This is a genomic window from Promicromonospora sp. CA-289599, from assembly GCF_050936155.1.
In the GTDB taxonomy this organism is placed as follows: Bacteria; Actinomycetota; Actinomycetes; order Actinomycetales; family Cellulomonadaceae; genus Promicromonospora.
Genome location: NZ_JBNJNI010000001.1, coordinates 5,670,967 through 5,684,348 on the forward strand (window position 1 = coordinate 5,670,967; position 13,382 = coordinate 5,684,348).

General features: G+C 71.1%; 13 protein-coding genes. 6 read left to right on the forward strand and 7 right to left on the reverse strand.

The features are described 5' to 3' along the window. The first annotated feature begins 23 nt into the window (after window positions 1-23). A complete protein-coding gene (locus tag ACQEVI_RS25235; RefSeq protein ID WP_432904504.1) occupies window positions 24-1,118 on the forward strand; it encodes a mechanosensitive ion channel family protein in 1,095 nt (364 codons plus the stop codon). A gap of 52 nt (window positions 1,119-1,170) precedes the next feature. Here the strand turns inward: ACQEVI_RS25235 and ACQEVI_RS25240 are convergent, their stop codons facing one another. After that, window positions 1,171-2,400, reverse strand: a complete 1,230-nt coding sequence (locus tag ACQEVI_RS25240) for a phospholipase D-like domain-containing protein (protein ID WP_432906123.1) — start codon at window positions 2,398-2,400, stop codon at window positions 1,171-1,173. A gap of 381 nt (window positions 2,401-2,781) precedes the next feature. Between ACQEVI_RS25240 and ACQEVI_RS25245 the strand changes: the two genes are divergently transcribed. Continuing rightward, window positions 2,782-4,371 carry an FAD-binding oxidoreductase gene (locus tag ACQEVI_RS25245; protein ID WP_432904507.1) on the forward strand — a complete coding sequence of 530 codons (1,590 nt, stop codon included), beginning with the start codon at window positions 2,782-2,784 and terminating at the stop codon, window positions 4,369-4,371. Window positions 4,372-4,408: 37 nt separating this feature from the next. Here ACQEVI_RS25245 and ACQEVI_RS25250 read toward each other — a convergent pair whose 3' ends face one another. Next, complete coding sequence (locus ACQEVI_RS25250) at window positions 4,409-5,440, reverse strand: tyrosine-type recombinase/integrase (protein WP_432904510.1); 1,032 nt, start codon at window positions 5,438-5,440, stop codon at window positions 4,409-4,411. 184 nt (window positions 5,441-5,624) lie between these two features. Further along, the gene (locus ACQEVI_RS25255; protein WP_432904512.1) at window positions 5,625-6,197 is read right to left on the reverse strand and encodes a TetR/AcrR family transcriptional regulator; all 573 of its coding nucleotides are present in this window, start codon (window positions 6,195-6,197) and stop codon (window positions 5,625-5,627) included. 55 nt (window positions 6,198-6,252) lie between these two features. Between ACQEVI_RS25255 and ACQEVI_RS25260 the strand changes: the two genes are divergently transcribed. Continuing rightward, window positions 6,253-7,341, forward strand: coding sequence for an FAD-dependent monooxygenase (locus ACQEVI_RS25260; RefSeq protein WP_432904515.1), 1,089 nt, complete (start codon window positions 6,253-6,255; stop codon window positions 7,339-7,341). A gap of 67 nt (window positions 7,342-7,408) precedes the next feature. Next, the gene (locus tag ACQEVI_RS25265; protein WP_432904518.1) at window positions 7,409-8,455 is read left to right on the forward strand and encodes a zinc-binding dehydrogenase; all 1,047 of its coding nucleotides are present in this window, start codon (window positions 7,409-7,411) and stop codon (window positions 8,453-8,455) included. A gap of 73 nt (window positions 8,456-8,528) precedes the next feature. Here ACQEVI_RS25265 and ACQEVI_RS25270 read toward each other — a convergent pair whose 3' ends face one another. Next, window positions 8,529-9,107, reverse strand: coding sequence for a TOPRIM nucleotidyl transferase/hydrolase domain-containing protein (locus ACQEVI_RS25270; protein WP_432904521.1), 579 nt, complete (start codon window positions 9,105-9,107; stop codon window positions 8,529-8,531). Window positions 9,108-9,775: 668 nt separating this feature from the next. Here ACQEVI_RS25270 and ACQEVI_RS25275 point away from each other — a divergent pair. After that, a complete protein-coding gene (locus ACQEVI_RS25275) occupies window positions 9,776-10,606 on the forward strand; it encodes a hypothetical protein (RefSeq protein ID WP_432904524.1) in 831 nt (276 codons plus the stop codon). Window positions 10,607-10,759: 153 nt separating this feature from the next. Here ACQEVI_RS25275 and ACQEVI_RS25280 read toward each other — a convergent pair whose 3' ends face one another. Genes ACQEVI_RS25280 through ACQEVI_RS25290 form a run of 3 tightly spaced genes read right to left on the reverse strand, consistent with a single transcriptional unit; the run spans window position 10,760 to window position 12,237 of the window. Beyond that, a complete protein-coding gene (locus ACQEVI_RS25280) occupies window positions 10,760-11,137 on the reverse strand; it encodes a nuclear transport factor 2 family protein (RefSeq protein ID WP_432904527.1) in 378 nt (125 codons plus the stop codon). Window positions 11,138-11,150: 13 nt separating this feature from the next. Beyond that, entirely contained in the window at window positions 11,151-11,531 is a 381-nt protein-coding gene (locus ACQEVI_RS25285; RefSeq protein ID WP_432904529.1) for an MmcQ/YjbR family DNA-binding protein, read from the reverse strand. 46 nt (window positions 11,532-11,577) lie between these two features. Beyond that, window positions 11,578-12,237, reverse strand: a complete 660-nt coding sequence (locus tag ACQEVI_RS25290) for a DNA-binding response regulator (RefSeq protein ID WP_432904532.1) — start codon at window positions 12,235-12,237, stop codon at window positions 11,578-11,580. Window positions 12,238-12,344: 107 nt separating this feature from the next. On the opposite strand from ACQEVI_RS25290, the gene ACQEVI_RS25295 reads away from it, so the two are divergent. Next, window positions 12,345-13,379 carry an oxidoreductase gene (locus ACQEVI_RS25295; RefSeq protein WP_432904535.1) on the forward strand — a complete coding sequence of 345 codons (1,035 nt, stop codon included), beginning with the start codon at window positions 12,345-12,347 and terminating at the stop codon, window positions 13,377-13,379. Window positions 13,380-13,382: the final 3 nt, after the last annotated feature.

Consider the following 13,382-nt stretch of genomic DNA (forward strand, 5'->3'; position numbering starts at 1 on the left):
CGTCGGTGGGTGACGCTGTGCGCGTGGCAGACGAAGAGATCGAACAGGCAACGAACCTCGCCGTCACGCTCGGGTGGGTGGCCCTTGCGGTGACGGTGGCGTTCTTCGCGGTGATGCTGGCATCGAAGCTGGTGCGTTTCGCCGCTCGCCGTCACGACACCGTCCGGGAGATCGCGCTGCGGTTGCGCAAGCCCGCCCACGCCACGTTCATGGTGCTGGGCATGTGGATCGCCGTGTGGTTGACCGCGAACCGCGGCGACCAATGGCTGCCCGTGCTGCGGCACGTCGTGCTCGTCTCCGTGATCCTGAGCTCGGCGTGGATGGTCGCGACCATCGCGCTCGTGATCGAGGACCGGGCTCTGCACCGTGTGGGCAACCGCATGTCGGGACGGCACGCACGCCGCTTGCGGACCCAGATCATGGTGGTGCGGCGGCTGACCATCGGTCTGGTGTCCGTGGTGGCCTGCGCTGCCGTGCTGTTCACCTTCCCCGAGGCGCGCGCCGCGAGCGCGAGCCTCCTGGCGTCCGCGGGTGTGCTGTCCGTGGTCGCGGCGCTGGCTGCGCAGTCGGATCTGGGGAACGTGTTCGCCGGGCTGCAGATCGCGTTCAGCGAAGCGGTGCGGGTCGGTGACGTCGTGGTCGTCGAGGGCGAGTGGGGCACCGTCGAGGACATCACCCTCGCGTACGTGGTGGTGGGCATCTGGGACGAGCGCAAGCTGATCCTGCCGTGCACCTACTTCACCTCGACACCGTACGAGAACTGGACGCGGAAGTCGTCGGAGGTGCTGGGCACGGTGGAGATCGACGTCGACTTCCGGGTGCCGCTGGATGCCATGCGCGCGGAGCTGCGCCGTATCGTGACGGGGTCCTCGTTGTGGGACGGGCGGGTGGTGAGCTTGCAGGTGACTTCCGCCGTGTCCGGTGTCGTGCGCGCTCGGGCCCTGGTCAGTGGCGCTGACAGCTCAGCGCTGTGGGACCTGAGGTGCCTGGTGCGCGAAGGTCTGGTGACCTGGCTGCAACGTGAGGCCCCGGACGCCCTGCCGCGGACCCGGTGGGAGAACGGCACCGGCGGCACCGGGGGTGTCGTGGTGCCAGGACCTGCGGACGCACTCGTGTAGGCCCTGGCGCTCTGCGGCGGAGAGTCCGCGGCGGGAGTCTTGCAGCAGGGTTCTACAGCAGGGGGCGCAGCGGGATCAGGAGGTACTCGCCGATCTTGGCGAGCGCGCCACGTTCTTCCCACTGGGCGAGGGTGAGCTCCTGCGCGTTGGACAGGTCCATGGCGAAGATGTCCTCCATGCGGCCGGCGAGGCCTGGGTCGACGACCTCGAGGTTGATCTCGTAGTTGCCGGTGAGGCTGAGCCGGTCGATGTTGGCGGTGCCGATGGTGGTCCAGCGGCGGTCGATGGTCGCGGTCTTGGCGTGCACCATGGCGCCCTGGTACAGGAAGATCCGTACCCCGCCGCGCAGCAGGGAGGCGTACTGGCCGCGGGCGAGCCAGTCGGCCACCACGTGGTTGGAGCGGTGCGGCACGAGGACGCGGACGTCGACGCCCCGTGCGGCGGCGGCCAGCAGCCCGGCGTGGATGTCGTGGTCCGGGATGAAGTACGCCTGGGTGATGTAGACGTGGCTGATGGCCCGGTCGATGGCGTCGAGGTAGATCCCGCGGATGGGGAACACGAGCTCGGACGGCGCGTTGCGCGCGGCCTTGAGGTGGGGCAGCCAGGTCCCGGATCCGGCGTCGGCCAGGATGGGGTGGCGCTGCTTGCGGTGCCGGTTCCAGAAGTCGACGAACGCGTTGCGCAGCTCCCACGCGGACGGCCCCTCGAGACGGACATGGGTGTCGCGCCAGTGCGTGGCGTACAGGGAGCCGATGTTGTACCCGCCGACGAACCCGGTCTCGTCGTCGACCACGAGGATCTTGCGGTGGTCGCGGCCCGAGGTGCGGATGTTGAGGTACGCCATCCCTGGGCGCAGCACGGGGAAGCGCAGCACGTGCACGGCGGGCGGGAAGCGGAAGAACGAGTACGGGACGACGAGGTTGGCGAAGCCGTCGACGATGACGTACACCTCGACGCCGCGCGCGGACGCGTCGATCAGGGCCTGCTTGAACCGCTGGCCCATCTCGTCGTTCTTCCAGATGTACGACTCGAGCATCACGGTCTTGCGGGCGCCGGCGATGGCCTCGAGCATCGCCTCGAACAGGTCGGCGCCATAGGTGTAGACCGTGGTGGCGGTCTCGTCGATGTGCTCGGTGAGCGGCTTCTCCGTGGGGAACCTCGACGTGAGCGGGTGCAGCCGCTGCCGGATCTTGTCCGTGATGGTGAGCGCTACCGCCGCCCCTACCGGTACCGCCGCGGCGACGATCGCGGCCCGGGTCGCCAGCGTGCGCGCACGCTGCATGAAGTCGGTCGGGATGTCGAGCGTGAGCTTGGGAAGGTTGCGGGGGAGGTTGCCAGGGACCTTGCGAGACGCCACGGACTCAAGGTACCCGGTCTCAGACGCAGGATCGCGGAATTACGGCCGCTTGGCGTCGTCACGCCGGTCAGCACATGCCGGTGAGACGTCGGCCGCGTACTGACGCCGTCGTTTATTGGAGCGAATTTCGCTCCGCATGTCCCTATGCTCACGTCGACGACAGCGTGCCCTCCGTGGTGGCGATACAGCTCTTCGGTCACGAGGCCTCGACCGGACCCGTCTGTCGTGAACGACGGTGGCCCGACGGAGGGACTTTCCATGGCAGGACCAGGCCCCGCGCGCCGGGTACGGCAGCGGATACGGAGCGTGCGGCGGTGGGCTCTGGGCGCCGTCCTCGTCGTGGTGCTCGTCGTCGGCATCCTCGCGGGCGACCGGTACTCCTCGGCGCCGGTCGGACCCCGGACGTGTACCGCCGAGGTGCGGCCCGTCAGCTCCGGGGCCACGGGCACCATCCCGACCGTACCGGCGCGACCGGACGCCGTCGCGGGCCTGAGAGGCCTGGAACAGGTCGGCGGTGTCGTGAACGACGCCAGCTGCCTGAACGAGGTGCCCGTGCACGGTGTCGTGCGTCCCGGCGGCGAGGAGGACGTCGTCCGGGCGGTCGCGTACGCGCGGGAGAACGACCTGGCGGTATCCGTGTCGGGGACGCGGCACGCGATGGGCGGGCAGGCGTCCTATCCCGGCGGTCTCGTGCTCGACATGCGAGGGCTCGACACCGTGACCGTGGATGCGGAAGCGGGCACGGTGCGGGTGGGAGCCGGCGCCACCTGGCGGAGCGTCCTGGAGACCCTGCACGCAGAGGGCCGGGCCGTGGCCGCGATGCCGAGCATCGACATCCTCAGCGTGGGCGGGACGGTCTCGGTGAACGCGCACGGGGTCGACTTCCGGCGGGGATCGATCGCCGGGACGGTACGGTCCCTGCGGCTCGTGTCCGCCGACGGCACGGTGCGCGACGTCGACCGGGCGAGCGACCCTGCCCTGTTCAGTGCGGTGATCGGTGGCTACGGGCTGTTCGGAGTGATCACCGAGGTCGAGCTGGAGACCGAGCGGGACACCGTGTACCGGCTGGAGCAGCGCGTGATCCCGAGCGGGGACCTCGCCCGGACCTACCTCGACGAGGTCGCGCCCGACGAGGACGCGCGCCTGATGTACGCCCACCTGTCCACGGCGCCGTCGTCCTTCCTCTCCGAGGCCATCCTCTATACGTACAGCGACGCCGGAACCCCCGGAAGCGTCGCCGAGCCGATCCCGATGCTGAAGGACACCCAGAACTCCCGTGTGGGACGGTTCGCACTGAACCTCGCCAGGCACGGCGGCTTCTTCCAGGAGGCACGCTGGGTCGCGCAGAAGCACGTACTACCGAGCTTCCAGCCCTGCGCCACCTCGCGCAACGCGGCGCTGCGCGACGCCGAGGCCTGCATGGTCGCCCGGACCCAGGCCACGTACAACGGGCTAGGGCTGCTCAACCACAAGCTGCCGGACCGTACCGATGTCCTGCACGAGTACTTCGTGGAACCGGACCGGCTCGGCGAGTTCCTCGAAGCCGCGGCACCCGTGCTGCGTGACCACGACGCCGAGCTGCTCAGTGCGTCCGTCCGGGTGGTGCACCGTGACGAGGCGCTCCTGTCCTACGCGCAGGGCACCCGGCTGTCGGTGGTCCTGTACCTCAGTCAGGACCTGTCCGACGCCGGGAACGCCGACATGGCAGGGCTGACACGACGGCTGGTACGCCTCGCCCTGGAGTGCGACGGCACGTTCTACCTGCCGTACCAGCCGCACTACACGCGCGAGCAGGTGGCGCAGGCATACCCGACCCTCGACGAGTTCTTCGCGCTGAAACGACAGCACGACCCCGAGGAGCGGTTTCGCAACGCGTTCTACGCGCGGTTCTCCTGACCGCGGTGAAGCCCGAGCGGGGCACGACGTCGCGTGATCAGTCGAAGGCCCCCGCCAAGGGGTGGGACCGGATGGCGGCGGCGAGCTCGCCCTCGATGCGGTCGAGGTAGACGCCGGTGGTGGCGATCGAGGCGTGCCCGAGCAGCTCCGCGACGACCTTGACGTCCCAACCGTCGGCCACCAGCAGCGTCGCCGTGGTGTGCCGCAGGGCGTGCGGGGTGGCCTCACGCTGGTAGGGCGCGGGCATGCGGCGCACCGCACGGGAGAGCAGTGCCCGGATCGCCTGGGTGTCGATACGGCGCCCACGCCAGGACAGCAGGAGGGCACGCTGCGCGTCAGTGTCCTGCGGGCGTCTGGCGGCCAGGGTGGGACGTAGGTGGGTGAGGTAGTCGTCCAGGGCGCAAGCCAGGGGCGGGGACAGCGTCACCGTGCGGGTGTTGCCACCCTTGCCACGGATACGCCAGGTGGTGCGCTCGGGCTCGCGTGCGACGTCGTCGACGTCGGTACGGGCCAGCTCCGAGACACGCGGGCCCAGGACCAGGAGCAGCGCGACCACCAGCCGGTCGCGCAGCGCGAGGTCCTGGTCGGTGCGGGCAGGGGTCTCGGCCGGGCCGGTGGTCAGCAGGCTGCGCGCCGCACCCGCCGACAGCGCCGTACGGGCGGTGCGCAGGGTGCCACGTACCTTGGCCGGCGGCGCGGCCCACTGCATGGGGTCGGCCTGTACCCAGCACTCCCGGGCCGCGTACGCGAAGAACCGCGTGACGGACTGCCGGAACCGGTTGACCGTGGCCGTGCTGCGCCCGGGCCCGGGTTTGCGGTCCGGGTCGGTGTAGCGGGCGTCGGGCGCCGACTGGTAACGCACCAGGACGCTGTCGACGTCGGAACCGCTGACGTCGTCCAGGATGCGATCCCGCCCCGTGAGGCGGCCGAACTCGGTGACGTCGCGCGTGTAGCTGCGCGCCGTGGCGGGCGACAGGACACCACGGATCGTCTCGACCTCGACCGCCGCGAGGTAGCGGCGGGTGGCTTCGGCGACGGTGATGCGCTCGAGGCGCGGGGGAGCGACCATGACCGCCACCCTAGGCGGGACCACTGACACTCCCGATATGCCGGAATGTGCCGCTGACCTGCGACGCGACCCGCACCTCTCGACAGGTCGTGCGGAGGTCGTCCGGCACGGCCGTGCCAACGCTCAGGCGAGCCTGCCGCGAGCGCCGGCACGGAGCCGACACCTGCGTGGTCGGCGGGCACCGTCAGCGGGGCTTCGGGATGAGGGCGCGCAGCAGAGTCGTCAGGCCGGCCGCGGCTGCGTCTGACCCGGGAGGGGTGTCGGGGAAGGCGAGCCGGTGCACCACCAGGCCGTCCAGGTGTGCCATGAGCAGTGTGGTGTGTGCGTCCGGGTCGCTGGAGCCGGCCGCCGTCAGCCACTCCCGGCCGATGGCGGCCACCCGTTGCGCACCGCGTCCCATCTCGGTCTGTAGCGCCTCGTCACGTGCCGCCTCCATGAACAGCGAGTACCGCGCGACCGTCAGGGTGCGCAGGGGGCCTGTGAGGGTCTCGACCATGCTTCCGAGCGTCGTGGCCAGTGTGTCCGGGGTGGTGGGGGCCGCCGCGCCTGCCAGGCGGCTCCAGCCCTCGGCCTCGACGTCGATCATGCGCACCACCATGGCCCGTAGCAGGGCCTCCCGGGTGCGGAACAGGTTGGACGCCGAACCGGTGGGCAGCCCGGCGGCGGCATCGACGGCGCGGTGGGTGAGGGCACGTATGCCTTCCGTCCCGACCACATGGATCGCGGCGTCGAGCAGGGTCTCGGTACGGGTGGGCACCCCCACACACTACGAATGTAGTCAACCGCACTACATCTGTAGTACCGTCGCCGGCATGCCCCACGCCACCATCATCGGAGCCGGCATCGCGGGCACCGCCACCGCGATCGGCCTCACCCACGTCGGCTGGCACGTCACCCTCCACGAACGCGCCACCCACCCCGAGACCAGCGGAGCGGCCCTCGGCATCTGGCCGACGGCGCTCGCGGCCCTGGACGAGCTCGGCGTGGGGGAGGCGCTGCGCGCGGTGGCCACACCTCAGGCGGCAGGCAGCATCCGGCGGCCCGACGGCGCGGTGCTGGCCGCCCTCAGCGCCGAACGCGTCACGCGCCGCCCTGGTGACCCGGTGCACCTGATCGCACGCCGTGACCTTACCGAGGTGCTCGCCGCGGCCCTGCCCGCCGGTGCCGTCCGGTACGGCTCGAGGGTCGAACCGGCGGGAGAGGGGCTCGACAGCCTGGCCGGCCTGGAGAACGAGGCGGGCGAGCCGCGGGCCGACGTCGTCGTCGTGGCGGACGGCGTCTTCAGCACCTACCGCACCGCGCTCCTCGGGGCGCGGTACCGCGCCCGCTACACGGGGCAGAGCGGCCTGCGTGGGCGGGTGGCGGTCACCACGCGCGAGGTGACGGAGACCTGGGGGCCAGGCCGCCGCTTCGGCGTCACGCCCTATCTCGATGGCACCACCAACTGGTACGCGTCGCTCGACGCGCCACCCGGACAGCGTGCCGCCGGGGGAGAGGTGGTGCTGCTGCGCGAGCTGTTCGCCGGCTGGCACGACCCGATCGGGCAGATCCTCGAGGTGATCACCGAGGACGACGTCATGCGCCACGACGTGTACGACGTCCACCCGCACCTGCCCAGCTACGTCGTGACCGGGGGAGCCCGCAACGCCGTCCTGGTCGGCGACGCCGCGCACGGCATGACGCCGGACCTCGGCCGCGGCGCGTGCGAGGCGTTGGTCGACGCCGTCACGCTGGCCCGCTGCCTCGCGTCCGACCGTGTCGCCGAGGGGCTCGTCCGCTATGACAGCCTGCGCCGCCGTCCGACCCAGCGCCTCCAGACGCTCGCCCGGAACGTGGGCCGGATCGCGCACGCGCGGCGTCTGGCAGGGGCACGCGACCTCCTGCTGCGTGCGGCACGCTGACCGGTCCGCCCTGGACCGGGTGGCTGGGATGCGGCTGGGAGGCGAGTGGTCGTGATTCAATCCGCCTGTGCGTGCCATCGTGTTCGACCAGTTCCAGGGCCCCGTCGACGTCCGTGAGGTGGCCGACCCGAGCGCCCCTGACGGAGGTGTGGTCGTGCGCGTGCACGCGACCGGGCTGTGCCTGAGCGACTGGCACGCCTGGGCCGGGCACGACACCGACATCACCACCCTGCCGCACGTCCCCGGCCACGAGCTCGCCGGCACCGTCGCCGCGGTCGGCGCGGGTATCACGAAGTGGCAGGTGGGGGATCGTGTGACCGTCCCGTTCGTCAGCGGTTGCGGCACCTGTGAGTGGTGCCGCAGCGGGCAGGCGCAGGTCTGCCCGGACCAGACCCAGCCCGGCTTCACGCACTGGGGCTCGTACGCCGAGCTGGTGGTGCTGTACGCGGCCGACGCCAACCTGGTCGCCGTCCCCGACGGCGTCTCCTACGAGACCGCGGCGAGCCTCGGCTGCCGCTTTGCCACCGCCTACCGGGCGGTGGCCGGACGTGCGTGCGTCCAGGCAGGGGAGTGGGTGGTGGTGGTCGGAGCGGGCGGCGTCGGCCTCAGCGCGATCATGATCGCCGTCGCCCGCGGTGCCCGCGTCGTGGCGGTCGACCGGTCGGAAGGCGCGCTGGAGGCGGCCCGCCGCGCCGGCGCCGAACGCACCGTGCTGGCCGACGGCCGCGACGTACCCGCCGTCGTGCGGCAGCTGACCGACGGCGGCGCGCACGTCGCAGTGGACGCCGTGGGGAGCGAGCAGACGTGCGCCGACGCGATCGGGAGCCTGCGCCGCCGCGGGCGCCACGTGCAGGTGGGCCTGTTCGCGCCGGTCGACGGCGGTCCGCGCGTGCCCATGGGCCGCGTGATCGCCTGGGAGCTCGACGTGCTCGGCAGCCACGGCATGGCGGCGGCCGACTATCCCGAGATGCTCGAGCTCGTGGCGTCCGGGGCGCTGCGCCCGCAGGACCTGCTGGACCGGATCATCGGGCTGGCCGAGGCGGCAGCGCTCGTGCCGACCATGGACACGGAGCCGCGCGCCGGGATGGTCGTGCTCGACCCGCGGCGGGCCTGATCCTCCTCGTGGGCGTGGGCGTGGGCGTGGGCGTGGGCGTGGGCGTGGGCGTGGGCGTGGGCGTCGGCGTCGGTCAGGTCGCCCAGCGCAGCACCGCGTCCAGCGGGGCGGGCACCCGGTCCAGCGGCAGCGCCTCCGCCAGGCGCCGGCCGTAGCGTTCCTTGCGCCCGCCCTTGGACCCGATGAAGCGGTGCAGCTGCTGGGTGGTCGTGCGTTCGCGCTGAGCGGGCTGCCCCTGCAGCCGTTCGAAGCTGCGCAGCTCGCCCTCGTCGTCGATCAGGGCCAGGAACCCGTCGATGCCGATCGCCCGGATGAGCTCGTCCTCAAGATCGCGGTCGCAGCGGAAGAAACCGAGGTCGGTCAGGGGAGTGGTCGCCGCGAACGGGCGCAGGCCCACCCGGTCGAGCCCCTTGATGACGAAGCGTTCCTCGGCGGCGTCGTACAGCCCGCCCAGACGAACCCCCTGGCCGCCGAACGCCACCAGGTGGTGGCCGATGTTCGTGATGCCGCCCATCGCGAGGACCTGCACCCCGAGGTCGTCGAGGGGGAGACCCAGCCGTGCGGCCAGCGTCTCGACCGCCGCGCGGTCACTCTCGCCCTCCACGAGCAGCACCGTGCTCGTGGAAGCGGCGAGGACTCCTGCGAGGTTCATGGTTCCCGGATGGTATGCCCCGTCCACAGGGGCAGGCCGCAGGATTTTCGGGCTGCTACCGTGTTGACCTTGCTTCGTAGTGGAAGACCGTTGTGTTGCGCTATACACAATGCTATAGATGTCTTGCTGGTCGAGGTCGGCGGGGAGCGGGGCGGCGTGCGCAGCGGTAGTCCCGCGACGTCGCGGTAGTCGAGCCGCTTGGACTGCGTGAGCGGCGGCCAGGGCGCATCGCTGATCCCTGAGATCGGTCCATCACGCGGCGCTGATCGTGACTTCGGTCGGTTGCACTGAGATCGGCCCATCAGAGCGCATTCGTCAACCGACCGAGGTCAGAGGATCCTGCCGAGGGGCGATCGTGCAGGACGGCGCCCATCGTGGCCCATCGTGCGCCAGACCGTGCAACGGGTGCGGCATGACCGGTGGACGGCGGGGCAGTAGCTCTCCGGGCCGCTTCTCCGCCGTAATGACATAATGTGCATTATCGGTTTCAACCTGATCTGGCTGCACAGGCCGATCCACGACGCGAAACTGGTGCGCTGACGTGCCAGACTGCGGCCGTGGCCCAGCACACGTCGTCGCCATACGAACCAGCGTCAGCGCCAGGATCTCCAGCAGGATCGTCACCAGGGACCGAGCTGCCACCAGGGCCGTCGACGCCGACGTCCTCGATGCCGCCAGCGTCACCGTCGTCAGCCTCCGCAGCTCCACCAGCTCCACCAGCCTCGCCAGGACCGCCAGGACCGGCCGAGCTCGTCGAGCGCCTCACCGCCTGGGCGCGTGAGACCCCGTGGGTCGAGTGGCTCGAGCTCGCCGGCTCTCTGGGACGAGGCGCCGGAGACGAGTACTCGGACATCGACGCCGGTGTCGGCCTGCTGGACGGCGGCGTCCTGGGCGCCGTCCAGCAGGCGGTGACCGAGTTCGCCCCTGCGGCCGCGGTGCTGCGCCAGCCGTTCGGGCCGGAGACGACGCACCTGGTCTGCATCTACCAGGACGGACGGCAGCTCTCGCTCGTCGTGATGCCGTCGGCAACGCGTACCGGTCTCGCACCCGAAGCCCTCGCCCTGGTGGACAAATTGGACAGGCTTTCCACCTCGCTGGACCGAGCCATGTGGGACCCCGATGCTGACGGACGGCGCCAATGGGCCTTTCTCGCCTGCATCGCCGCAGGTGACGCGCTCAAGCACGCCCGCAGGGGCACCTGCTGGAGAGCCCTGCGCAGCCTGACCGAGGCTCGGGACCTGTACCTCCAGCTGGTCGCCGCACAGGAACGGGTGGTCTTTCCGCAGTTCGGGGCTGTCAGCCTGGAGAACGCCGGCCGGCCCGTACCCGAGAGGCTCGCCGCTACTCTCGTCGACTCCCCCGACCCGGATGCGATAGCCGACGCCGTCCAGGCGCTCCTGTCGCTCCTCGCACCGTTCGTCGCGGAGCACGGGCTCGAGGAGCTCTGTCGTGCCCTTCGCCTCGACCTCCGCCAGGGCGAACCGGACTCACCGCGATGACGTCTGAACGCGCCGTCCCGGAGCTCGCCCGACCGCGTCCTGGGTCTACTCCCCCGTTGCTGGTGTAGAGCACCTGGCGCCGACGTCCTCCCACTCCCCCACCCACATCCCGTACCCCGTAGCGCTCATCACGCCGGAGCTGCTGAGCCAGCTCTACTGGGACTCGGTCCGGTCCGGGGCGATCGGCCACTCCTCGAAGGCGGTGCAACGGCCGTCGTCGTCGAGCTCGATGATCCAGAGGTCGAGCCAGCGGTCACCGGACCCGCCGTACTCGACGCTCACGCGGACGACCGCCGTCGGACCTTCTACGGCCACCACCTCGGCGGACATGGTGAACGACTCGTCCGGCCCGTCACGATGGGACTCCCAGAACTCCGCGAGCGCCGGCAGTCCGACGATGGGTGCTGCCCAGGGTGAGGTCTTGTAGGTGGCGTCGGTGGTGAAGAGGTCGGTGAGGGCGTCGGTGCCTGGTGTGCGCCAGAGGCGTTCGTAGGTGCGGATCCAGGTCTGGACTGTGGTGTGCTGGCTCATGTCTCGAGATTAGTCAGCCGGCTTGGGGCGTGGGTCGGTCGACCTGTGCGGCGAGGTCTTGTGGTGCCTGGATGCAGTAGGAGTCGGTGAGGAGCTCGGCGAGCTCGTCCCAGTCGGTGTGCTGGTCGAGGATCAGGCCGACGACGTTGGTGCCCCAGCTGGCCTTGAAGTACTGGGGGCCGAGGTGTGGGAAGGCCTCTACCTCGTCGGGTTCGGCGCGGAAGGTGATGCGGACGAGGCCGTCCTCTCCCCCGAAGACGTGACCGATGGTGGCGTCTCGGACCTTCCAGGCGATGCCGGTCCAGGCGTCGTGCTCTGCGCACTCCGGGAGGGGTTCCAGGATGGCGGCGAGGCGCTGGACGGTGTCGGTCGGGACGGGGGCTCGTTCGCTCACGGCAGGAGTCTTGCACCAGCCACTGACATGGTCGCCGGCAGGGTGGTCAGACGAGGCCGAGCTCTCGTGCGCGTACGCCGGCCTGGAAGCGGGACTCGGCGCCGAGGGCGTCCATGAGCTCGGCGACGCGGCGGCGGTAGGTGCGTACGCCGAGGCCGAGGGTTCGGGCGGCGGCCTCGTCCTTGGCTCCCTGGCTCAGCAGGTCGAGGACCTGGGGTGCGAGCTGGCGGATCTCGGCGATCTGGGTGTCGTAGACGTCGAGCTCGGTGGCTGAGTGCCAGGCGGCGTCGAACAGGGAGGTGACTCCCTGTACTGCCTCGCGCTGGGTGATGACGGTGTAGCTGCGCCTCCCTGCGGTGAGGTCGCCGGCGAGGATCACCAGGCGGCGGTCGAGGATGATCGTCTCGTTGATCTCCTGGGTGGTGACGCGGACGTGTGCGCCGTGGCTGTCGCGGTCGCGGGCGAGGTGTCGTGCGGCGGCGTGGTCGAGCAGCATCGCGGAGCGGTACATCTTGCGCAGGCGGGCTCCGGCCGGCCGGCGTTCGCGGACCAGGCCGGTGAACTCGGCGGAGGTCTGTGCGGTGGCCCAGGTGGCGAGGTCGTTGGCCGCGCAGGCGACGTCGGTCGCGGTGGTGAACAGGTGCCTGGTCCGCTCGAAGAGCTCCTGCTCGCCGTGGACGATGGTGACGGCTTCCCCGGTCTGCATGGGTTCGATTATGGGTTCGATGGTGCCGGCCGCGCTCCCCCGCGCCGGGGTCGGCAGCTTGTTGCCATCGTGCCGGCTCCGGGTCGGGGCGGCGTGATGCTGGCTGCATGACGACAGACGTGAACACGACAGCAGCGAGCGCCCCGACGATCCCGACCGGCCCGGCCATCCCGGCCATCCCGGACGCTGCGGCGGCCGGTACCTGGCGGCTCGGCGACCGCACGGTCAACCGGGTTGGGCTCGGTGCGATGCGGTTGGTGGGGATGCCCGGGGACGAGGCGCCGCGTGGCCGGGACGGTTCCATGGCGGTCCTGCGCCGGGCCGTCGAGCTCGGGGTGAACCACATCGACACGGCGGCGTTCTACTTCATGCCGCTGCGTTCGGCCAACGAGCTGATCAGTACTGCACTGCAGCCCTATGGGGATGCCCTGACGATCACCACCAAGGTGGGTCCGTCCCGGGCCCGGGACGGCGGGTTCGAGCACATGGCGCGTCCCGACGAGCTGCGTGCCCAGGTGGAGGAGAACATCCGCCAGCTCGGTCGCGACCACCTCGACGTCGTGAACCTGCGCTGGGGTACGCGAATGGCTGGTGAGGGGCGTGAGCCCGAGTCGGTCGCGGAGCACTTCGGGGCGCTCGCGGACCTGCGTGACGCGGGTCTGGTCCGGCATCTCGGTATCTCGAACGTGCTGCCGGAGCAGGTGACCGAGGCGATGTCCGTCGCGCCGGTGGTGTGCGTGCAGAACCAGTACGGCCTGACCAGCCGGGAGGACGACGCGGTGCTCGACCTGTGCGGTCAGCACGGTATCGCGTTCGTGCCGTTCTTCGCGGTCGGGGCGGCGGTGCCGGGTGCGGCCCTGCACGGAGGTCCTGACGAGACCGGTCAGGCGGAGGTGGCGGCCGTCGCCGCGGCGCACGGTGCGACGCCGGCGCAGGTCCGCCTGGCGTGGACCCTGCACCGGGGCCCGCACGTCCTCGCGATCCCGGGTACCGGGAACGTGGCGCACCTCGAGGAGAACGTCGCGGCGGGTGCCCTGCGGCTGACGGACGACGAGCTGGCGCTGCTCGACGGCGTCGGCCGGGACAGTGCAGGCCGTGACGGCGCCGGCACGGGAACCACGGAGGCACCCGCGTCCCGGTAGCCT